At 42.3% G+C, this 21,943-nt stretch carries 24 protein-coding genes; 21 read left to right on the top strand and 3 right to left on the bottom strand.

All coding sequences use genetic code 11. The features are described from left to right. Positions 1-131 precede the first annotated feature (131 nt). On the top strand, positions 132-413 hold the full coding sequence (locus QFZ73_RS18210) for a hypothetical protein (RefSeq protein ID WP_251429459.1): 282 nt from the start codon (positions 132-134) through the stop codon (positions 411-413). A 175-nt stretch (positions 414-588) separates the two neighbouring features. Here the strand turns inward: QFZ73_RS18210 and QFZ73_RS18215 are convergent, their stop codons facing one another. Further along, entirely contained in the window at positions 589-891 is a 303-nt protein-coding gene (locus QFZ73_RS18215) for a hypothetical protein (protein ID WP_307269077.1), read from the bottom strand. Between the two features lie 79 nt (positions 892-970). Here QFZ73_RS18215 and QFZ73_RS18220 point away from each other — a divergent pair, with 79 nt between their 5' ends. The 9 genes from QFZ73_RS18220 (at position 971) to QFZ73_RS18260 (ending at position 7,989) form a co-directional block, all read left to right on the top strand. Further along, complete coding sequence (locus QFZ73_RS18220; RefSeq protein ID WP_307269080.1) at positions 971-1,786, top strand: uroporphyrinogen-III synthase; 816 nt, start codon at positions 971-973, stop codon at positions 1,784-1,786. Positions 1,787-1,799: 13 nt separating this feature from the next. Then, a complete protein-coding gene (cobA, locus tag QFZ73_RS18225; RefSeq protein ID WP_307269083.1) occupies positions 1,800-3,248 on the top strand; it encodes a uroporphyrinogen-III C-methyltransferase in 1,449 nt (482 codons plus the stop codon). Positions 3,249-3,566: 318 nt separating this feature from the next. Next, a complete protein-coding gene (locus tag QFZ73_RS18230; RefSeq protein WP_251429449.1) occupies positions 3,567-3,977 on the top strand; it encodes a DUF4064 domain-containing protein in 411 nt (136 codons plus the stop codon). A 176-nt stretch (positions 3,978-4,153) separates the two neighbouring features. Then, entirely contained in the window at positions 4,154-5,119 is a 966-nt protein-coding gene (locus QFZ73_RS18235; protein ID WP_307269090.1) for a transglycosylase SLT domain-containing protein, read from the top strand. After that, entirely contained in the window at positions 5,094-6,068 is a 975-nt protein-coding gene (locus QFZ73_RS18240) for an immunoglobulin-like domain-containing protein (RefSeq protein ID WP_307269094.1), read from the top strand. Before QFZ73_RS18235 ends, QFZ73_RS18240 begins: the two co-directional genes overlap by 26 nt. 147 nt (positions 6,069-6,215) lie before the next feature. Then, a complete protein-coding gene (locus tag QFZ73_RS18245) occupies positions 6,216-6,398 on the top strand; it encodes a hypothetical protein (RefSeq protein WP_307269097.1) in 183 nt (60 codons plus the stop codon). A 35-nt stretch (positions 6,399-6,433) separates the two neighbouring features. Next, positions 6,434-6,598, top strand: a complete 165-nt coding sequence (locus tag QFZ73_RS18250) for a hypothetical protein (RefSeq protein WP_307269102.1) — start codon at positions 6,434-6,436, stop codon at positions 6,596-6,598. 64 nt (positions 6,599-6,662) lie between these two features. Then, positions 6,663-7,244 (top strand): signal peptidase I, encoded by a 582-nt coding sequence (lepB, locus tag QFZ73_RS18255; protein WP_307269107.1) that lies wholly within the window; start codon positions 6,663-6,665, stop codon positions 7,242-7,244. 259 nt (positions 7,245-7,503) lie between these two features. Then, complete coding sequence (locus QFZ73_RS18260; protein WP_063232654.1) at positions 7,504-7,989, top strand: DedA family protein; 486 nt, start codon at positions 7,504-7,506, stop codon at positions 7,987-7,989. An 88-nt stretch (positions 7,990-8,077) separates the two neighbouring features. Here the strand turns inward: QFZ73_RS18260 and QFZ73_RS18265 are convergent, their stop codons facing one another. Then, positions 8,078-8,761: an SDR family NAD(P)-dependent oxidoreductase gene (locus tag QFZ73_RS18265; protein ID WP_307269112.1), complete on the bottom strand. Its 684-nt coding sequence runs from the start codon at positions 8,759-8,761 to the stop codon at positions 8,078-8,080. 515 nt (positions 8,762-9,276) lie between these two features. On the opposite strand from QFZ73_RS18265, the gene QFZ73_RS18270 reads away from it, so the two are divergent. From QFZ73_RS18270 to QFZ73_RS18305, 8 genes are all read left to right on the top strand, one after another. Then, entirely contained in the window at positions 9,277-10,614 is a 1,338-nt protein-coding gene (locus QFZ73_RS18270) for an MATE family efflux transporter (protein WP_307269115.1), read from the top strand. 156 nt (positions 10,615-10,770) lie between these two features. Then, a complete protein-coding gene (pepV, locus tag QFZ73_RS18275) occupies positions 10,771-12,183 on the top strand; it encodes a dipeptidase PepV (RefSeq protein ID WP_307269118.1) in 1,413 nt (470 codons plus the stop codon). Positions 12,184-12,204: 21 nt separating this feature from the next. Then, on the top strand, positions 12,205-13,059 hold the full coding sequence (gene dat / locus QFZ73_RS18280) for a D-amino-acid transaminase (RefSeq protein ID WP_307269121.1): 855 nt from the start codon (positions 12,205-12,207) through the stop codon (positions 13,057-13,059). A gap of 216 nt (positions 13,060-13,275) precedes the next feature. Then, a complete protein-coding gene (locus QFZ73_RS18285; protein WP_307269124.1) occupies positions 13,276-14,514 on the top strand; it encodes an Nramp family divalent metal transporter in 1,239 nt (412 codons plus the stop codon). A gap of 460 nt (positions 14,515-14,974) precedes the next feature. Beyond that, positions 14,975-15,532 carry an RNA 2',3'-cyclic phosphodiesterase gene (thpR, locus tag QFZ73_RS18290; RefSeq protein WP_307272891.1) on the top strand — a complete coding sequence of 186 codons (558 nt, stop codon included), beginning with the start codon at positions 14,975-14,977 and terminating at the stop codon, positions 15,530-15,532. Positions 15,533-15,767: 235 nt separating this feature from the next. Further along, positions 15,768-16,277 (top strand): hypothetical protein, encoded by a 510-nt coding sequence (locus QFZ73_RS18295; RefSeq protein ID WP_307269126.1) that lies wholly within the window; start codon positions 15,768-15,770, stop codon positions 16,275-16,277. Between the two features lie 180 nt (positions 16,278-16,457). After that, positions 16,458-17,429, top strand: coding sequence for a diacylglycerol/lipid kinase family protein (locus QFZ73_RS18300; RefSeq protein ID WP_307269128.1), 972 nt, complete (start codon positions 16,458-16,460; stop codon positions 17,427-17,429). Positions 17,430-17,721: 292 nt separating this feature from the next. Then, complete coding sequence (locus QFZ73_RS18305) at positions 17,722-18,504, top strand: phosphotransferase family protein (protein WP_251429408.1); 783 nt, start codon at positions 17,722-17,724, stop codon at positions 18,502-18,504. Here QFZ73_RS18305 and QFZ73_RS18310 read toward each other — a convergent pair whose 3' ends face one another. Further along, positions 18,505-18,780: a YtzH-like family protein gene (locus QFZ73_RS18310; RefSeq protein ID WP_034309293.1), complete on the bottom strand. Its 276-nt coding sequence runs from the start codon at positions 18,778-18,780 to the stop codon at positions 18,505-18,507. It abuts the gene before it with no gap. Positions 18,781-19,032: 252 nt separating this feature from the next. Between QFZ73_RS18310 and trmB the strand changes: the two genes are divergently transcribed. From trmB to QFZ73_RS18325, 3 genes are all read left to right on the top strand, one after another. Further along, a complete protein-coding gene (trmB, locus tag QFZ73_RS18315) occupies positions 19,033-19,671 on the top strand; it encodes a tRNA (guanosine(46)-N7)-methyltransferase TrmB (protein ID WP_207436817.1) in 639 nt (212 codons plus the stop codon). Between the two features lie 141 nt (positions 19,672-19,812). Continuing rightward, positions 19,813-20,658: a YtnP family quorum-quenching lactonase gene (locus QFZ73_RS18320; protein WP_307269137.1), complete on the top strand. Its 846-nt coding sequence runs from the start codon at positions 19,813-19,815 to the stop codon at positions 20,656-20,658. Between the two features lie 122 nt (positions 20,659-20,780). Then, a protein-coding gene (locus QFZ73_RS18325) for an IS3 family transposase (RefSeq protein WP_373458955.1) occupies positions 20,781-21,940 on the top strand; the annotation gives its coding sequence in 2 pieces (ribosomal slippage) (positions 20,781-21,039 and positions 21,039-21,940; 1,161 coding nt in all). Positions 21,941-21,943: the final 3 nt, after the last annotated feature.

A 21,943-nucleotide genomic window follows, 5' to 3' on the forward strand; every position in this document is an offset into this window, starting at 1 on the left:
GAAGATATGAAGAAGGAGACCCGAAACTGGGGTCTCCTTTTTTTACGTAAAAAGGAAATGTTATGTATGGCAAAGAATATAGTGTACAGGATCGCTTTTCGAAAAAGCCTGAAAAGAAAGGAAGCTAAAGGGTGTATATAATAATTGGAATACTAGTTTTCGTGCTTGCATGTGTAGTAACTGCCAAACTGATTTCCTATAAATATTGGACATGTATTTATACGGCATTCGGAAATGATAATTATTTTAAGGTGATTGCGAAATTGGAAAGGGAAGGGATACAATTCAAAACGAAAACGCCTATGAATTTAGGTTCCGAAAACTTTCAAAATCGCCATGAAACTAGTCAATATGATATTTTTGTAAAAAAAGAGCAGAAGCAAATTGCCCAAAGGGCCCTCCATAACAATTAATAAATGTTAGATCGTTAAAATTGGCTGTCCTTGCTGATATTTTTACTGGCAGGAAAAGGTAAAATGAGGGAATTGAAGATCCATGGAGGAAATGGGATTATATTTCTTACTAACGGAACTAAACCAAGATAAGAAGAGCTTGTTTTGATTCAATCTTTTAAAACCCGCTATATTATTATTGTTGTAGAGTATTTGCTTCAAACTCACGAGTAAAAGCCCGAAACTCACGAGTAAAAGCTCCAAACTTACGAGTAAAAGCCTGAAACTCACGAGTAAAAGCTCCAAACTCACGAGTAAAAGCCTGAAACTTACGAGTAAAAGCTCCAAACTCACGAGTAAAAGCCCGAAACTTACGAGTAAAAGCCCGAGCCTCCACGAGAGTGGGATTTATAAAAAGCAAAGTGCTGCTAAACCATTTTTCCATTGATTTCATATAGGAACAAGAAAGAAAATGCGTTGATTTTGATTTGGAATTCATTTTTTATAGTTTCAAAGACTGAAAATTTGTATAATGGGTGAGATGGATTTAATTGAATGTACATATAGGAGGGGCATGGATGAGTAAGCTTAATGGCAGGACCGTTGCTTTATTGGGAGCGAGGAAGACGGAAGAACTTAGTAAAATCGTTCAAAATCTAGGGGGAGTTCCGCTCGTTCGCCCGGCACAGGGGACGGTTTTCCTTGATGATTCCCATTTGGAAGAGGATGTCACCCGGTTGATGGCAGGGGAGTTCGATTGGATCATCCTCACGACGGGAGTGGGGACGGAATTATTATATAAAACGGCAGTGAAGATGGACGCGGGAGATCGTTTCATAGAAGCTTTGCAGTCTATGAAAATTGCAGCTAGGGGCTATAAAACGGTGAATATGCTGAAAAAGTTTGGTCTGCAGCCATTAATCCGTGATGATGATGGCAGTACGGCAGGGCTTGTTCGCAATCTGGAAGGCCAACTGTCTGAAGGTGTTAAGGTCGCTTTGCAGCTTCACGGCGATCCGGCGCCTCTTTTGATGAACTGGTTGGATGAACAAAAAGTGGAACATAAAGAAATCCTGCCATATGAACATATACCGCCCGAAAAAGAAACGATGCAGCAGCTGATCCAAGAAATCCTTGAAGGCAAAATCGATTCAGTTGTGTTCACGAGTGCACCGCAGCCGCGGAATTTAATGAGATTTGTCCGTGAACAAGGTGTGGAGGATAAGATAATCGACCTGTTTGCATCAGATGTAATTGCTCTTGCGGTCGGAAAGGTAACGGCGCAGGTGGTAATCGATGAAGGGATCGAGCGGGTCATTTATCCTGAAGATCAACGGATGGGCAGTGCAATGGTGGAGCTGGTGAAATATTATCAGGGAATTGCAAGCAGATAGGGGTGAGTGCGGCATGACCAAGGGCAAGGTCTATTTTGTGGGTGCAGGTCCGGGTGATGTGGGCCTGATTACCGTAAAAGGTCAAAAAGCGATTGAAAAGGCGGACGTCATTTTATATGATAGATTGCTAAATCCCAAACTGTTGGAGGCTGCCACACTCGATTGTGAATTGATATATTGTGGCAAGACACCTTATACGAATGGCATCAGTCAAGGAAACATCAATGAGCTGCTTGTTTCCAAAGCACTGGCAGGGCATAGGGTCGTCCGTTTGAAAGGCGGTGATCCTGCCGTTTTTGGAAGAGTCGGGGAGGAAGCGGAAGCGTTGAAAGATGAGGGGATCCCATTCGAAGTCATTCCGGGGGTTACGTCCAGCATTGCCGCATCCATATACGCAGGAGTCCCCGTCACGCATCGGGATTACGGAAGTTCCTTTGCGATGGTGACGGGCCATGACCGAACGAAGAAGGATATAGATTGGAACGGGCTTGTGAATAGTATAGATACGGTTGCCTTTTATATGGGTGTGGCCAACCTTCCGTATATCCGCGAAAATTTGATCAACCATGGGAAGCCGGGGAATACGCCGGCACTCGTCATACAATGGGGCACTTATGGAAGACAGGAAAGTGTCGAGGGGACCTTGGATGATATCGTCGAAAGGGTAAGTGAAAGGTCGCTTGGCAATCCTGCGATCACCTTGGTCGGAGATATCATTTCACTAAGGGGAAAACTGCAATGGTTCGAAAAGAAGCCGCTATTCGGGCAACGGTTTTTAGTGGCCCGGACCGGGACGGCAAAGAGTTACTTGGCAGAAGCCCTGAATGAACTTGGCGGCGAAGTCATCGAGTTTCCTAAATGGCATGCAGCCAAAGTGAAAATAGAAGAAAGTCAGCTGCTCTCTTTTCTTTTGTATGATAGGATTCTCTTCACTTCGCCCGAAAGTGCCGATGGATTCTTGGACTCACTCATTGAACATGCTATTGATTTCCGCCGGATTACTTCTAAACTTTATGTGTTATCAAGGAAATCGAAAAAGGCTTTACAGCAACGGGGACTGATGGCCGGGCTCAAATCCGAGATGTCGGAAGCCGGAACCCTGTTGGTTGTTGGAGATCGTAACAGAAATCAAAGAGATCCTGCTCATGGGGAAGGAGACTATTTTCAATCAATCGATAAATTTGTCGATGAAAGATTCCTTGAAATCCTTCCGAGAATGCTGGGCGGGATAGCTGTTGGAACGGTACTATTTTCAAATCGGCATTCAGTAGACATGCTGATGGAATATGGGAACAAGGCCGACGTGGATATTGAAGGTTTGCTAAATCAAGCCTCCATCGGGGTAATCGGGGAAAGTACCGGCAATAGACTTAAAGACTATGGATTTACAATGGATATGATGCCCAAAGAACCATCTGTCGAACTATTGGTGGATTTGATCGTGAATAGGAATGTTTTTTAGGCTCTGATAAAAACAGAGTCTTTTTCCTTTGGAGGTTATCCATGCTGTTGGCATTCAGTGTTATGGCAATCATTCTACTTGCTCTAATTATTCTGTTATTCATATGACAAATTTGCGTAATCCGGAAAATGAAGCGGATGAATTAAATGAACGATTGAAAAAGAAGGAGTACTGACGGCCCTATCTCCGGGTCGTTATGGCAGGGATAGATTTGGTTAGCCTTGCCCATAAGATTTTGAGGAGCATGGAATAAAAGTCTTTTACTCCTTCCCAGATTGGGTATTATAAATAAGTGACTTTTTCAGGGAGGCGAAGCAAATGAAACGGACATGGGAATTCGCATTAAGTATCATAGGCGTATGTATTGCTGCGATTTTTTTAATCGTGACGATCATAGCGGCCGTTTATCTCAACAGTATCGATTTGAAAGATATGATGGATTACTCATTAATGACAGATTCTGAGTTTTCCTCGTCTGAGGTAGATATGTCAATCAAGCTGTTCATGGGCTTACTATGGGCGGGGATCATATCGCTGTTCATTGCTTTGGCAGGCGGCTTGATCGCTATCTTTCTATTAAAAGGCGGCAAAGCGAAGGGAGCCGGAATCTTTTTGATCATTACGGGCATTCTGACGGTCTTTCATGTTTGGCCGCTTATTTTCTTCATCGTACCGGGTATCATGTGCCTTGTAAGGAAGCAGAGGGAAACGGTGGAAGTGATCGTATGATCCGACACCATACATAGTGTGATTTGAAAACAGAGGAGCTGGCCCGAAAATGCGGGTCAGCTCCTTTTATGCTGCAAGGATATTTTAGGGGGATATACCTTTTTATACCTGCAATCACCAGTCTATCATGTTACTATTATTATAGATTCAAATATAAATAGACTGGAGTTCGATCGATGAAGATACCTTTAATGAAGGCTGGAATAATGTCCTGTTTAACACTCGGTTTGTTCAATGGACAGGCTTTTGCAGAGTCTGGAATAAACAATGCTTGTTCATCATACGGTGAGATTCAACCCAATGAAAATCCTTCCCATAAGCAGATCAACTGCTTACTGACGAATGCAGCAATAGATGCTGAAATCCCCCCTGAAGTGGTAAAAGCGGTGGCTACGCAGGAAAACGGGGATTGGAGGCAATTTAATGAGGACGGTACACCGATTAAATCCGACGATGGCGGTATCGGTCTAATGCAGCTTACCAATAAAAGTGGGTATGACCAGAAAAAGCTGGAAAATGATATTGCCTACAATATCGGGGCAGGCGTCGAGGTACTGAGTGGCATGTATTCCAGAAGGGATTTGCCCAAGATCAAAGATGCAGGACGCAGGGTCATCGAAAACTGGTATTTCCCTGTCATGGCTTACAATGGGACAAAACCGGTTAACAGTCCTCTCTACCAGGAAAACGGGAAAATAAATGCGAATGCCTACCAAGAGGAAGTTTTTGCTGAGATAGAGAACCAAAGTTATTTGAATGATACAAAACTGGCAAAATATCCATTCAAAACTTCGGACTTTCAATATGATCGGGATAGCACTGAAAATATCATCTTTACAAATCTTGTATACACACTGACAGATCAAACGCATGACTCTGTTTATTGGTTAAGGGCAGGAGACAAGGTGATGACGACATCCATCGCGAATATCAGGAAAGAAATAAGCACTACTGCAGGTGCAGTATCTGTTCCACCAAATACAAGCTTGATCATCACAGGGAATTTTGACTATCACGAATCTAAGGGAAATAAATTTGTCTTTTACCCCGTACAAACGGAAGACCAGAGTATTAAGGGGTATGTTTCATCGGCTTATATTTCCAAAATGCCATCGATTGTTACCCATCAAGGATACGAATAAGCCTGTGATTTCAGGGGCAGCGGGTAAATCGATTCCATTCAACTCAACTTTCAATCCTAAAACCAGCGTAAAGGCGAAGGATGATAAAGATGGTGATTTAACGAGTGCCATACGTGTGGAAGGTAAGGTGGATACCAAGAAAGTGGGCACCTATAATTTGACTTTTACGGTAGCTGACAAGGCTGGGAATGTTGCCAGGATCACAAGGAAGATAACCGTTTATGATCAAGTCAAGCCGGTGATTTCAGGTGCAGGGAATAAAACCATCAAACTTAATTCTTCATTCAATCCAAAAACAAACGTGAGTGCCAAGGATAATGCCGATGGCAACTTGACTAGAAAAATCAAAGTGACGGGTAAAGTGAATACGAAGAAAAAGGGGACCTATACATTGAAGTATACGGTCACCGATTCATCGAAAAATGCAGCGACGGTCACAAGAAAGATCACGATAGATGTCACCAAGCCAGTCTTCTCGGGAGCCAATAGTAAAACCGTTGGCTATTATTCGACATTTAACCCTAAATCAGGCGTATTTGCGAAAGATAACCTGGATGGCAACTTGACTAGAAAAATCAAAGTGACAGGTACGGTGAATACAAAGAAAAAGGGAACGTATACATTAAAGTATACAATCACTGATTCATCGAAAAATGCAGCGACAGTCACAAGAAAGATTACGGTTGACAGCACCAAGCCGGTCATTTCCGGAGCCAAAAGCAAAAACATTGCCTATAACTCGGCATTCAATCCTGAATCAGGTGTATCTGCGAAAGATAATATTGATGGAAGTTTAACAAGTAAGATTAAAATAACAGGGACTGTGAATACGAGGAAAAAAGGCACCTATACATTGACTTACACCGTTACGGATAATTCGAAGAACAAGGCAGAAGTAAAAAGGAAAAGGAAAAAAAGGATTCTCGCAATAGGGGAATCCTTTTTTTGATGCATGAATGTGTTTGGCTGAAAGATATGCATCTTTATAATAGGAGAAAGTGTCCATGGATTGATCCTCAAGGGTGGAGTGGATATTGATAAAAATGTTATAATTGTAAATAGATGTATTGGTAAATGATCTGAAGGGGGATTGTTTATGGGCAAAGAACACGGGCATGTAAACTGGATGGATCAGATTTTTAAGGAATATGAACGAGACGGCGTGCTGAAGAATACTCCTGGCTTTGGAAAACCGCTTCTGGAGTCGGCGCTATCGGGAAATATATATGACAATTTCTTGAAGAAGGCAAGGATGCCGGTTACGTTCCGCTTTGGATAAAATGGCAAAAAGAAATTTGGGAAGAGCTATCCGGATTGGTTCGTTTGAAAAAAATGAATGGACCCGAATCTGAATTAATAAAACGAATTGATGAAATAAATGAGAAAGTCCGTACATATAATGCGATTTGTCCAGCCCAAATGCAGCGCAGGGAAATAGAGTTGGAAAGCATCGAAATCCAGTATGAAAAATGGAAGTAATTGATAATGTGTAAAATGCGGGTATTTGTATGACGTGATCATTAAAGGATTATGATATAATGGCATGAATAAAAAACAGAGAGAGGGACTTCGATTGGAAAAAAGAAAAGAAGTTTTTTCATGGATAAAAGCGATATTGATTGCAGTCATTCTAGCTTTTTTAATTCGAACGTATATTTTTGCACCGATTGTCGTGGACGGTGAGTCAATGATGCCGACTCTGCAAGACCACGAAAGAATTGTTCTTACCAAGTTTGGAACGAATATCGATAATATAGACCGGTTTGATATTGTCGTTTTTCATGCAACGGTGGATAAAGATTATATAAAAAGGGTTATTGGTCTGCCAGGTGACCATATTGAATATAAAGACGATACGCTTTATATTAATGGGAAAGCTTATGAAGAACCATACTTGGACAAATATAAGAATCAGATGGAAGCAGGAGTGCCGCTGACTGAATCCTTCAAGCTCGAAGATATTTCAGGCAGCATGACAGTGCCGGAAGGCCAGCTGTTCCTCATGGGGGACAATCGTCAAAATAGTTTGGATAGCCGTGAAATCGGAACGATTTCAGTCGATGAAATTGTAGGCAAGGCGAATCTAGTGTATTGGCCGATCAACGAAATAAAGATTGTGAAATAAGAAGAAGCGGACTCAGGTATAGAGTCCGCTTTATTGTTGCCGTTTTTCATTTCCGTAAAGGGGAAACATTGATTAGCATCGTCATACAGGTATTTCAACAAAAAACGCGTCCATTCTTCTTTTTTTTCTATTTTTTTTTGAAAATCAACTCATCTGGGTTAAATTAGGTTATCCTATTAAAAAGAAGTAATCACGTTACCCAGGCCCGAATAAGAAAATGGATTACTTTAAAAAAGGGTGCTGAGATGGAGTACTTTAGATGGATATTGTAAAAGATTTAATATCAAACTATGGTTATTTTGCAATATATGGACTGTTGGCCATTGGGATTATTGGCTTGCCGGTACCTGATGAGTTCATGATGACTTTTGTCGGCTATTTGTCATCCATTTCCGTTTTGAATGTCCAGGGAGCATTCCTTGTCAGTTTCCTTGGATCGATATCCGGGATGCTTATCAGTTATTTCATCGGGAAAAAGGTGGGGAAGCCTTTTTTGAGGAAGCACGGTAAGTGGATCAAAATGACCCCCGCGAGGTTGGAAAAATTGGAGAAATGGTTCAATAAATACGGTCCTTGGACCATTATCATAGCCTATTTCATCCCAGGAGTCCGTCACTTCGCCAGTTACATTTCCGGTATGAATGGAATGGGGAAACGAAAGTACTTTATCTTTGCAGGAGCAGGGGCCTTCAGCTGGTGTTTGGTATTTACGACTTTTGGCTATTTCATTGGGGTGTTAACTTAACTCATTACAACTTACAAAATTTCTTTATTGAATCAGAAAAACCCGTTTCTGGATTCCAGAAAACGGATTTTTCCATTTCTGCCTATAATTATTGAGCTGAGTATCCACCGTCGATGACAAGCTCGGCACCAGTTACGTATGAAGCGTCATCGGATGCTAGATAAAGCACGGCATTTGCAATATCCGCCGGCTGGCCCAAACGTTGTATTGGAGTTGCCTTGATCATTTGGTTCACTAACTCTTTTGACTCTTCTAATGTTTGAGTCATTGGTGTTTCGATGATACCAGGGAATACGGCATTGACACGGACGCCCATGCGGCCATATTGCGTTGCGGCAGCCTTGGAAATGGCACGAACGGCACCTTTTGAAGCAGAATAAGAGTTTAAGCCCATTCCGATTTGAGCAGTAAAGGAAGAAATGTTCACAACTGCGCCTTTACCTTCTTTAGCCATGTAAGGAACAACGTGTTTCATTCCAAGGAATTGTCCAAATCCATTGATGCTTAACATTAGCTGCCAATCGGCCAATGTCGAATCGTTAATTCCTTTTTCCGTTGAGATACCGGCATTGTTAACCAAAATGTCGATTTTGCCAAATTTAGCGATAACTTCATCCGTCACCTTTTTCCAGCTTTCGTCTGAAGATACATCAAGTACAGTTCCATGGACGTTATCCAGTTCATTCACAACAGCTACAGCTTTTTCATTGATATCAGCCGCAATGACTTGTGCTCCTTCTTTTGTGAATAGGTCTGCCATTTCCCTGCCCATACCAGATGCTCCGCCAGTGATAATGGCTACTTTTAGTCAATCTTCCCATCATGATCACTCCTAATTGGTTGTTATAACGATGAATATATGTTCAAGCATAGTTCAAAAGTGATATTATCAACGAGCAATACTTTAACTCCTTCAAGAATCCGTCAAGCATTTTATTTTCCGGCTTGCGAATTTCCTTATTCTTGCTGGATAAAAAAGTACATGTATGTCTTTGAAAAGTTGACTCCCCATAACCGCTGCAGGTTGAAAGCGATATCAATCTTTTATTCTTCAAATTTTGATACCGTAAATTATTAATATCTAAAATAGCTTAACCCGTTCTATTTGAAACGTTTCTCAAGTAATCTTGTAGAGGCATCTCATGCATGTTGGGGAGCACCATATGTTCAATTCCAGTGATTAAAATTGAATACTGCAATCTTTTTGTACTTTATATACAAATTTTTATAACGTCATTCCAATTCTGGCTTTTCAGAACTTTTATGTACATAGGAGGTCATCATTTTATGAATAACAGAGTGTATCTTTCCTTGGCCATTCCGCTTACGATTTCGACGATGAGTACGCCCTTGCTCGGTGCGGTCGATACGGCTGTGGTTGGAAAGTTGAGTGATCCCGCTTATATCGGCGGGGTGGCTGTCGGAACCATTATTTTTAATACGATGTATTGGCTTTTTGGTTTTCTTCGGGTCAGTACATCTGCCTTCGCTGCACAAGCGGAGGGGGCAAGGGATGAAAATCAAAGCCTGATGGCCTTGATTCGGCCTTTTTTCATTGCAGCGATCATCGGTCTTCTTTTTATCGTGATTCAAAAGCCCATTTTGAATGTCTCGTTAGGCGCAATCGGTCCGGAATCGGACGTTTCCGCCTTTGCCGCAGATTATTTCGGCATCCGGATATGGGGTGCACCCTTTGCCTTATTGAACTATGTCATCTTAGGCTGGTTAATGGGGAAATCCAGGATAAAAACGTCTTTGTTCATTCAAGTTTTCATGAACTTGATCAATATAGTCCTATGCCTCGTTTTTGTAAATGGCTTTTCATGGTCTGTATCAGGGGTTGCTGCCGCTTCATTGATATCAGAGATTTCCGCTTTTTTACTGGGCTTGTGGGTGATCCGGAAAGCGGTTAACGTACCGGATTCATTTTCATTCCGGGAGGGGTTCGATCGGGCTTCCCTGAAAAAAATGATGGTGGTCAACAGGGATTTATTTATCAGGACCATTTGCCTGATCACGGTTTTCAATCTTTTTACGGCCAAGGGAACCACTTTCGGGACAGAGACACTGGCGGCTAATGCCGTACTCATTCAAATCCATTACCTGATGGCCTATTGCTTTGATGGCTTCGCGAACGCGTCGAGTCTTCTGGTCGGGAAGGCGATTGGTTCGAGAGATATAAACCTTTATAAAAAAACACTCTCTCTATCGGCGCGGTGGGGTTTGTTTGCTTCGTTCATACTTGCCGCATCTTACTATCTATTTAGCGATAAGGTCATTCTCCTTTTCACGAATATTCCCGGCGTCATCGAACTGGCCCATGAATATGGACTATGGATAGTCCTATTCCCATTCAGTGCTTTTATCGGACTCGTTTTTTATGGAGTGTTTACCGGTGCCACTGAAGCTGTTCCTGTTAGGAACTCAATGCTCCTTGCACTATTGGCTTTTCTATTTGTCCAATTCACAGCTGTCCCGCATCATGGCAATCATGGATTATGGCTTGCATTCCTGGTTTTCAGTTTAGGACGTTCCGTGTTTTTAGCCTTATACATCCCAAGGCTAAACCGAAAAGTAACAGCGCTTATGGATGACGATAGTCTAATGAAATCATCTTCTTTTTAATAAAAGAGGGTGATTTTTTATTTGCGTAAGGAATTTTATCGGTAGTTTGATGTTAGCAATAATACGGGAATATGAAGAAAAGGCAGCAACGCTTGGCGAATCAGATAGTAAAAGTGATAAAATGAAAAATATATATAAAAGAGGAGTTGTCATATTTTGAGTGAATTGAATTGGCGAGAAGAAGTTGAAAAACGAAAAATGGACTTATTGCTGGACACACAAAACTTATTGAAAATAAAAAGTGTACTGGATGAAGAACATCCGACAGAGGAGGCCCCATTCGGTAAAGGGGTGAAGGAAGCGCTTGATTTCATGCTGCAATTAGGCGAAAAAGACGGGTTTACTGTGAAAAATGTCGATAATGTCGCTGGTCATATCGAAATGGGTGAAGGCGAGGAGTTAATCGGGATATTATGCCATGTCGACGTGGTACCTGAGGGAGATGGCTGGAGTTCCGATCCGTTCGGCGCTGAAATCCGCAATGGCCGCATATATGCTCGTGGGGCAATCGATGATAAAGGGCCGACGATGGCTGCCTATCATGCGATGAAGCTGGTCCGGGAGCTAGGAGAACCTTTGAACAAACGTGTGAGGATGATCATTGGAACCGATGAAGAATCGAACTGGCGCTGCGTTGACCGGTACTTTGAAGTGGAGGAAATGCCCTCGATCGGCTTCGCACCAGATGCTGACTTCCCGATCATCAGTGCGGAAAAAGGAATCTGGGATTTCTCGGTTATACACCCTGCCGATGCAGGAAATGGCACGAACTCAAACGTGAATGTTATGGAATTTTCTTCAGGTCGAAGGACGAATATGGTACCGGATTTTGCTACGGCTATTGTGGAAGCGGCTAACCCTGCTGAAGTGGCTGCGAACTATCAGGATTATTTGCAAAAATACTCATTGAAGGGGCAAGCCGTTCCGCAAAAAAATCAAGTGCTGCTTGAAATGAATGGTGTCTCGGCACACGCGATGGAACCGAAAAATGGAAAGAATGCAGGTCTCCATTTAGCCGTATTTTTAGCTGATCTTACTCTTGATCCGCATGCGAAAGCCTACTTCACTTTCATTAAGGATCGTTTGTTTGAAGATTCCCGCGGAAATAATTTAGGTGTGGCTTATTCGGATGAGCAAACAGGAGAATTGACGGTCAATGCCGGCGTTTTCAATTATTCTAAACAAGGGGACAGCTCTATTGGTTTCAGTATGCGTTATCCGGTGACGTTCGAGTGGGAACAGCAAAAGGCGGCATTGGAGGAAAGACTCGGGGCATATAATTTGAAAGTGAAGACCAATTCGCATTCAACTCCACATTATGTGGACAGTGAAAGCTTCTTGATTAAGACGTTGCAGGAAGTTTATGAAGCGGAGACAGGTGATAAAGCTGAACTCCTTTCGATTGGCGGCGGCACATACGCCCGTTCATTGAAAGAGGGCGTTGCATTCGGCCCGCTTTTCCCTGGCAGCGAAGACATTGCGCATCAGAAAGATGAATATATTAATATTGAGGATATGCTTAAGGCTACGTCCATTTATGCACGTGCCATTCATGAATTGGCTAAATAAGAGGCAAAGAGGGAGAAAGACATGGGAAAAATCATTTTTAACGGCGACCTTAAAAGCAGGTCCGAAGTAAAGGTAGATATTGAAGACCGGGGATATCAATTCGGTGATGGCGTTTATGAAGTCATCCGGGTTTATAATGGCGAATTATTTGCGGGGGACATGCATCTGAATCGGCTGATGGACAGTGCGAAGTTGATACAGATGAAAGTTACCTTTACTGCAGCGGAAGTCAAAACCCGCATGAAAGAACTGATCGCTGAAGATCAACTGAAGGACGGTATCGTCTATATGCAGCTGACAAGGGGCGTATCGCCGCGTACACACTCTTTTCCAACAGCAGAGGTGGAACCGGTCTTTGTTGCCTATACCAAGGAAATGCCTTATACAGGAAAAATGAAGCCAGGGGTCAAGGCTGTTACCACCGACGATATACGCTGGCTGCGCTGTAATATCAAGAGTTTAAATCTACTGGGTAATATAATGGCTAAACAGCAAGCGGTCGAAGCCGGTTGTGATGAAGCGATCCAGCATCGTGATGGTACGGTTACGGAGGGAAGTTCGTCAAATGTCTCAATCGTGGTGGATGGGCTACTTAAAACGCATCCGGCCACAAACTTGATCCTGAATGGAATTACCCGTCAGGTGATGCTGAAACTTTCCGCTGATCATGGGATTCCCTATGTCGAAGAAGCCTTCACGGTCGAGGACATGATGGCAGCCGACGAAGTCCTTTATACCAGCACAAGCGTCGAAGTGACACCAATTGTTAATATCGATGGCCAATCGATTGCAGCCGGGGAACCCGGTCCGATAACCCAAAGACTGCAGAAACTGTTTTCCGAGGAAATCGAGAAGCAATGCGGTTCCGTTAAATAGATAAAAGCCCCTTTGCCACTGGCAAGGGGGTTTTTATATGTGTAGCCGGTAGCGAGATGGCCATTTCCGAATCGACGTTCACGCTAATTGCATCAGTATGCAATCCTCCCTTTTTGTTTTGACATTTTCAAGAACCAGGAATATACTTGCTAATAACCTAAAAAGTTTACCTGTTACAACAATTTGAGTTGCGTGTAAAAAGGAGTAGGAATAGATATGTCTGATGTGTTGCATCAATCTTCTTCGAGAGGATTTAAAAAACTGCTTCCCTATCTAGGGCCCGCCTTTATAGCAGCTGTGGCCTATATTGATCCAGGGAATTATGCGACCAATATTACAGCCGGATCTAAATATGGCTATACGTTATTATGGGTTATTTTCGCATCCAATTTAATGGCTGTGCTAATCCAATCACTTTCAGCTAAATTGGGGATAGCCACGGGAAAGAACCTTCCGGAGCTGTGCAGGGAAAAATTTTCGAAAAAAACATCATTCTTATTATGGATTCAGGCCGAAGCCGTTATAATGGCAACCGACCTAGCTGAATTCATAGGAGCGGCACTAGGAATTTATTTGCTTTTTGACTTACCGCTTATCACATCGGCAATAATTGCAGCGATTGGTTCTTTTGCCATTTTGGAAATCCAGCGCAGAGGTTACCGAACATTCGAAGCTCTGATCACTGTCATGATATTTGTCGTTGTGATAGCATTTGGTGCTCAGGTTTTTTATGCAAAACCTGACACTTCAGCCGTTGTTTTAGGACTCTTCACCCCAAAATTCGAGGGAGTGGACAGTATTTTGCTATCGGCCGGTATGCTTGGGGCTACCGTTATGCCACATGCGATTTACCTTCATTCCTCTTTGACTCAAAGAAGAATAGTCGGTATAAACGATTTGGAAAGAAAAAGGATTTATCGTTTTGAGCTAATTGACATTGTCATCGCCATGTTGATTGCAGGTGCGATCAATGCCGCCATGGTCATTGTTTCGGCTGCCCTATTTCATAAGAATGGAGCACTAGTTGAGGACCTGGAAGTTGCCTATCAACAATTCGGTGCCATGCTTGGGCCATCAGTCGCGACGTTCTTTGGAGTAGGATTATTATTTGCCGGTTTATCCAGCTCATCCGTTGGCGTAATGACAGGTGATGTAGTCATGCAGGGATTCATTAAAAGACATATACCGATTTATTTAAGAAGGGTCATTACCACCGTTCCGCCCCTGCTCATAATACTATGGGGAGTGAACCCATCCAAAGCACTTGTGATGAGCCAAGTTGTACTCTCGTTTGGCATCGCGTTTGCCTTAGTGCCATTGATCATGTTTACAAGCAATAAAAAAATCATGGGCAACCTGGTCAACCATAAACTCACCTCAAGCGTCGCTTGGCTTATAGCTGTACTCATCATCGGACTGAACTTGTTCCTGCTATACGAAACGCTGTTCAGCTAAACGAAGAAAGAGAAGGGAAGGACCAATTTTTTGGTCCTTTCAGACTGTAGACAAACTCGATGAAAATCGAGTTTGTCTACAGTTTTTTTTTGGGCTTGTACAAATTTGGACGTTGATTTCCACTTCAGGCACTCGCTTTTCGCGGGCGGTCCGGGAGCCTCCTCGGCGCACTTGCGCCTGTGGGGTCTCCCTTGGACTCGCTATTCCCGCAGAAGTCTCGCACCTTCCGTTCCAATCAACTATGTTTAAAAATTTAGATAGAACTCCTTTTGCCTACAGTCTTTTTTGTTTGATTTTTGCTGTATTTTTCATTAATCCGCCCCGCACCCGTGCATTTTCCACCATGGCTTCGTTCAGGGTATGGAGGATAGGGAATATTTATAAGGAAGACCAAGAAAAGGTATATGCAATGGTGATTATGGTAAAGTTAAAGGGAAAACAGGAAGGAATGTAAGTGATCATGAATACTCATTTTTTCTTTGCTTTAGTATTGCCTGATGATATTAAGGCTTATTTAAATGCCGTTACGGAACAACTAAAGCCAGACTTTCCATTTAAGAAATGGCTGCATCCAGCCGATTATCATATTACGATGGCATTTTTGGGCAATGCTCCCGATACATTGAAAGAGGATGCTTTGGGGCGTGTGGAAAGCGAGCTTGCCAATGAGGCCTCATTCGGCTTGGAACTCGGCGATATCGGCGGTTTTGGCAGGAGTGAGAGTCCAAGGATTCTATGGGCAGGCGTCCATCAGCAAGAAAGGCTTTTTGCCATTCAAAGGAAAGTCTATAATTCTTGTATCGAAGCGGGTTTTGAACTTGATAAAAAGCCGTTTAAGCCTCATATAACGCTGGCAAGAAAATTCGAGGGGGATAGTCCCTTTTCGTTGGAGAGCGTTCGCCAGTCAGCGAATTTGGAGAATAAGCATTTTGAAGCCGATCAGGTTTCGTTATATCAAACACATCTTGGAGCTTCCCCTTCATACGAGAAGATTTTCACGATAAACCTTCAAAAATAGAAAGAGATGGGTGGTGGTCGAATGGCACAACTCATAAAGATGCAGGATTATATTATGAGCAGGATATTTATCATTATCCAACACAATTTGCACGGTTGAAAAAACAGCAATGGGATAAACTGAAGGCAGCTTATAATGCGGGCGAGCTAGATCGATTGTATAGCGAACATACTGAAAGTGAAACACAGGTCAAATTTGATCCGCTCAGGAAGAGTCAAAGGGCCTGATTAAAAAGGTGAAAGGCATATTCGACCGGACAGGTAAACAGGAGGCAGTGGCAGAAGGACCGCTAATACCGAACCAGGTTGAAGATACAAATGTTTTTTCATTAAGATTTCCGTTCCGTCCGGCCAGTCTGGATGAATTAAAGCAAATTTTTTTAAATCAATTGTTCCGTTTTCAAATGAAATGGGGGAGTTCGACGCTTCGTGAAAAGTCATTTGTGGACCAATCATTCTTTTTGGATGAGAGGCTCCGCTTTTTTCTGCAGCGTTTTCCTGATACGTTTCTCATATTATATAAACCTATCTTTCTATTGAAAAATGCGCCTGTTGAAGTCGAAGTCATTTTATTTACCCCTGTTGATACTTGGTGCATCACTTGTCAGGAAGCGGAGGAAGACGCTGCTTTCATCGGTTCGAGTGGTCGTTTCTGTGTCCGCAGGCATCATGAGCATCCTGATAAAAAAGTGCTCAATCCTTTGTTGGGGGCAAATGATGACGAACATCGTCTCACAGTTATTTGAGCTATATGAAGTGAACATGCCGATTAAAAAGGTGATTTTATGGATATGTCGATTATCCCGAGGCCCCTTATTATAGTACGATATTGGATAAACGGACCTTCCCGGAATGGTTTGAAAGAATGCGGGCAATATCGTCTCCTCTTAAGGCGGCACAGCAGTTAAAAGGGGCGCAGGCTTTGCTTGAATATTGCCAAACTGCATCCAGCCTGTGGCCTGAATGGGAAGCCGAATATAACCAAACAGAAGGAAATGAGCATGCCGCACCTAAATGAAACGGTGTATTTTATTGTGAATCCAATGGCTGGAAATGAAGAGAGTTTGAAGATTTGGAAAAAAGCAGAGGAAATACTGAAATCAAAAGCTGTTCCCCATGAGGTGTTTTTTACACGGGAAAAGGGGCATGCGTCAAGATTGACGAAGGAAATTCTATCAGGGACGAATCTGGATACCCGGATGATCGCTGTCGGGGGAGATGGCACGATTAATGAAATGATAAATGGCGCCATTGGTTTCCCTCATGCTATCATCGGCTCCCTTGCGGCTGGGTCCGGCAATGATTATGTAAGGGGCATTCAAAAAACTGAGAGTCTGGAAGAAGCCCTTTCTTTATTTCAGGATAATGCCTTTAGTACCATTGATATTGGGCAGTTCGAGACGAATGGCAAGGTGGGTTATTTCGTGAACAGCCTGGGAATGGGCATTGATGCTGAAATTTCCGATGAAGCGGACCGTTCCCCTCTGAAAAAATGGTTTAATTTTGTCAGAGCGGGTAAATTAATTTATCTGTTCATTTTTATTAAAATGTTATTTACTTACAAGCCGAGCTTCATGGAATTGATCGTTAATGGAGATCGGCATCTTTTGAAAAAGGTTTGGTTCATCGTCATTGCGAACCAGAACGTGATTGCGGTCCATGATATTACTTTGTTGAAATTATTGACCGTCTTCATCACCGTTTTTTGGGGCGGTCACCTAAACATTAAAAATGTTGATTCTTTTTCTGGTAAAATGATAAAAATGAAGAATCAAGGGTCAGTAAAAGTTCAGTCTGATGGGGAAATTGTTGGTACGGATGAAGTAGCTGCAGTGGTTCTGAAAGAGAAAATTCGCGTCATGTTCAAGGGTGATAGCCCATACAAAAATATGAAATGATTTATTTGTTTTTGTTTTATGAGTATAATCGTTTTATAGTACTTGACGAAGAAACCATTTTTCAACTAAAATTTAATTTATGGCTATTGTTTAATTGCTCAATAGCTATTTTTTTATTTCTCTAAAATGAGGATGTTTTTAATTGCGGGTATCATCCCGATGCAAGTATATATGCAGCTTCGCCAACAGGCGGATTTTTTATAAAACATGGACTCAAAGTAGTGGTAATACATACACTAGGTGAACGTACCCACATTTGTATGATTAAGCGAGGAAATCGAAGGTGAACCAGTTGGAACATTTATTAGGTCAGGAGTGGGATATATCCCCTGCTGGAGGAGCTACGGGGGAAGCCTTTATTGCCGAGAAAGAGGGGCAGAAGCTCTTCCTTAAACGAAATTCATCGCCATTTTTAGCTGTTCTTTCAGCTGAGGGAATTGTTCCAAAGTTAATGTGGACAAAACGCCTGGAAAATGGGGATGTAATTACGGCCCAGCATTGGATGGAAGGCAGGGAGCTATCTCAGCAGGAAATGAACAATATAAGAGTCGCAAAGCTGCTTCAAAAAATTCATCAATCCGATCCTTTGTTAAGCATGCTCAAAAGGCTTGGGAAATCCCCTTTACGACCTGAAAGTATACTTACAGACATAGAAATCGGGTTATCTTCGGATATTACGGATATTCCGATTATCAAGCAGGCCATCCATTTTTTACAGAATAATCTCCTGTTGATTGAATGCGACGAAAAAGTCGTCTGTCATTGCGATGTGAACCATAATAATTGGCTCATGACCGAAACCGACGGATTGTTCCTGATTGATTGGGACGGAGCGGTCATTGGCGATCCGGCCATTGACCTCGGCATACTCCTGTATTCATATGTCCCAAGGGAAGAATGGAATCAATGGCTTGCCCGTTACGGCAAGAAGCTTGACGCAGGCCTGGAGATGAGGATGAAATGGCACACGGTTTCACAACTTGTGCTTTCCATCCAATGGCATCATCGTAGAAAGAGGTACGAGGAAAGAAATGAATTACTGCAAAAACTGGAAGCATTATTGATGGTTGGCTGATCAGAATTGATCTATATCATCCACCCACTGGGACAAGTCGTTCTGGTGGGTTGAAATATGTGCATCTAAATCGGCGGTACCGATGCCTGTCTGACTGTATTCGTAAATCTCCGTCAGTATCGTTTTCACATTGCTGTCAATTTCCATATTGATCATTAAGGATTTGACGAGCCTTTCAACCTGTTCACATTCAGAAACGGATCCGCAGCAGTCTGTTTGATGATTGGTCAATATATCTTTTAATAGTGACATTTGATGTTCATGGGAAAGCGGCATATAATACCTCTCCTTTCTTAAATATGGATTCAAGGGATTCACAGGTGGTTCTCGCCTGCCCTTCACTTATTTATGGTGTGTTTTGCGGAAAGTTTTATACATGAAAACTACAGAGACTGTCGCCTGGATGGCCGGCGGTTTTTTTATTGTATCAGTGGGTGCATGCAGGCTTTTCCTGAAAAAATCAACTTGCAGGAATCCATCCACTCATGTTATGGTTTGAACGATTATATTATAAATAGGGGTGTCATCATGCGTTTAAGAAATAAACCTTGGGCTGAAGACCGTTTGAATGATTTTCCACAATATGTAATTCAGCAGCCAGTGAGCCATAAAGGTAAATGGCATGAAGTTTTCGGTAACGATAATCCGTTATATATTGAAGTGGGTACGGGCAAAGGCCGTTTCATCACAGAAATGGCAAAAGCTCATCCTGAAGTGAATTTCATTGGAATTGAAGTATATAGAAGCGTCATTGTAGCTGCACTGGACTTGCTGATTGAAGCGGATGTTCCAAATTTAAAGCTGTTGAATGTTGACGCAGCGAACTTAGGGGATTATTTTGCAAAAGGTGATGTGGATCGCGTCTACTTGAATTTCTCTGATCCATGGCCGAAATCACGTCATGCAAAACGTCGGTTAACGTATAAGACCTTCCTCGAAGTATATGAAGGTATTCTGCCAGACAAAGGCGAGATTCACTTCAAGACGGATAACCAAGGGTTATTCGAATCTTCCTTGAAGAGTATTTCCGAATACGGCATGCTCTTGAAATATGTAAGCCTTGATCTGCATAACAGCAATTTTGAAGGCAACATCATGACTGAGTATGAAGAAAAGTTCTCAAGTAAAGGCAACCGGATATACAGATTGGAAGCAATGTTCCAATAATCATCAATCAGAAACCAGGTGCACAGCATCTGGTTTTTTACTTTGTTTAAGCCGGTATGATTCATACACGAGAATGACTTGATTGTTATCAATTTCAATATATGGAAGTGGGTGTTAAACTAAAGGGAGAGGAGGGGTAAAATGGAAACGATGCAAATAGGGGAAATTAAATTAACATGGTTGAATGGCGGTGTGACTCACTTGGATGGTGGTGCGATGTTTGGCGTTGTACCGAAACCGCTTTGGTCCAAGAAGTATCCTGTTAACGAAAATAACCAAATCGAGTTACGTACGGATCCGATTTTGGTGCAGGCAAATGGTTTGAACATGCTTATAGATTCCGGTATTGGTAATGGAAAGATGAATGACAAGCAAAAACGGAATTTTGGGGTCACGGAGGAATCCAATCTTATCGAAGATCTTGGCAGACTTGGGATTCAGCCAAATGATATCGATTACATTTTAATGACCCATCTACATTTCGACCATGCCTGCGGTTTGACGAAACGTGAAGGTGAAACTTGGGTGCCTGTTTTCGAGCGTGCAGAAATCATTACGACCAAAACGGAATGGGAGGAAATGAAAAACCCGAATATTCGTTCAAAAAGTACATATTGGTCAGAAAACTGGAAGGCTGTCGCTTCTCTAGTACGTCCTTTTGAAGGTGAGCAGGAAATTACGGACGGCATTAAAATGATCCATACTGGGGGTCATAGTGATGGTCATTCGATCATCATCATTGAAGATGGTGGGGATAGATTGATTCACATGGCAGATATCATGCCGACGCACGCGCATGCGAATGTCCTCTGGGTCCTCGCTTATGACGATTATCCCATGACTTCCATCGAGGCGAAGGAAAAGTGGATGAAATCCGGACTGGAAAATGGGTCCTGGTATAGCTTTTACCATGATGCCCATTACTGTGCCATCAAATGGGATGTAACGGGTAAGGAGATAATTGCCGAATTGAAACGGAAGCGATAAGCGGGAAAGCAAAAGGAGGGACGTCATTTAGACGGCCTGGTATTATCCCCTACAGGTAGACAGAGTAAAAAGAGAGCATGATAAAATGCTCTTAAACAGTCTATCTTGGAGGGGATTTTTTTATGGCAAAAAAGGGGCAAACCTTTCAAACATATACAGAAGAATTAAAGCGAGAAGTTGTTCGTTTGAAGTTGGAGGAAGGCTGGTCATATCGTCAGCTTCGTGAGCGATTTGGTATCAAAAGTGATGCGCAAATAGCGAATTGGGTAAAGAAAGTGCAAAATAATGAGCCTTTTGAAGACCAACGTGGTGTATGGAACCGTAAGAATTTTTCTAGTGTAGAAGAAGAAAATGCTTATCTGAAAGCGCAGGTGGACTATTTAAAAAAGCGCAATCCAAATCTACATGGGAAGGAATGGTCCTGAAAGCCGAAAGGTTTAAAGTGATTGATGGATTGAGGAAAACACACCCACTCGCGTGGCTATTAAAAATCGGTGAAGTTTCAAGAGCTGGTTACTACAAATGGAGGAAGACTCAGTCTAGACGTTCTCTGAGACTTGAGAAAAACCTATGGATAAAAGAACATATATTAGCCATCCATAAGATACATCCATACTACGGATATAAACGGATGACTCGAGCTTTATTCAGAGAGGGAATCGTTGTCAATCATAAGCGTGTTCGCCGATTGATGAGAGAATTGGGGGTTACATCTATTATTCGAAAGAAACGCCCTTTCTATGGTCGAAGAGGATCCGTTGTATTTAAAAATGTTTTAAACCGTGAGTTCTATGCAGAGTCCATGTTACAAAAGTTAGTAACAGATATAACCTATGTACGGATTGGAGACACGTTTGTCTACCTATCTGCCGTTTTAGATTTGTATAATAATGAAATTGTGGCATGGGAAGTTTCTACGCGAAACGATCTTGAATTGGTTCATAATACGTTAAATCAGTTAAGGGACAAGTCCTTTGAAAAGGGTGCCCTTCTTCACTCTGATCAAGGATTCCAATATACGACGAAATCATACGAAAAGCAGGTAAAAGAACTCGGTATTCAAGGAAGCCACTCTCGTCGTGGCAATTGTCATGATAACGCGTGTATAGAAAGTTTCTTCTCGCATATAAAAACAGAGAAGTTATATTTGGAACGCCCAAAAACAGCAGAGGAAGCTTATGTAGTTATTCAGGAGTATATAGAATTCTATAATACTGATCGCTTCCAAGAAAAATTTAACGGCCTTTCCCCGATTGAATATCGAGAAAAGGCCGCAGCTTAAAAT

Origin of the sequence: Peribacillus sp. V2I11, assembly GCF_030817135.1 — a bacterium.
Classification (GTDB): domain Bacteria; phylum Bacillota; class Bacilli; order Bacillales; family DSM-1321; genus Peribacillus; species Peribacillus simplex.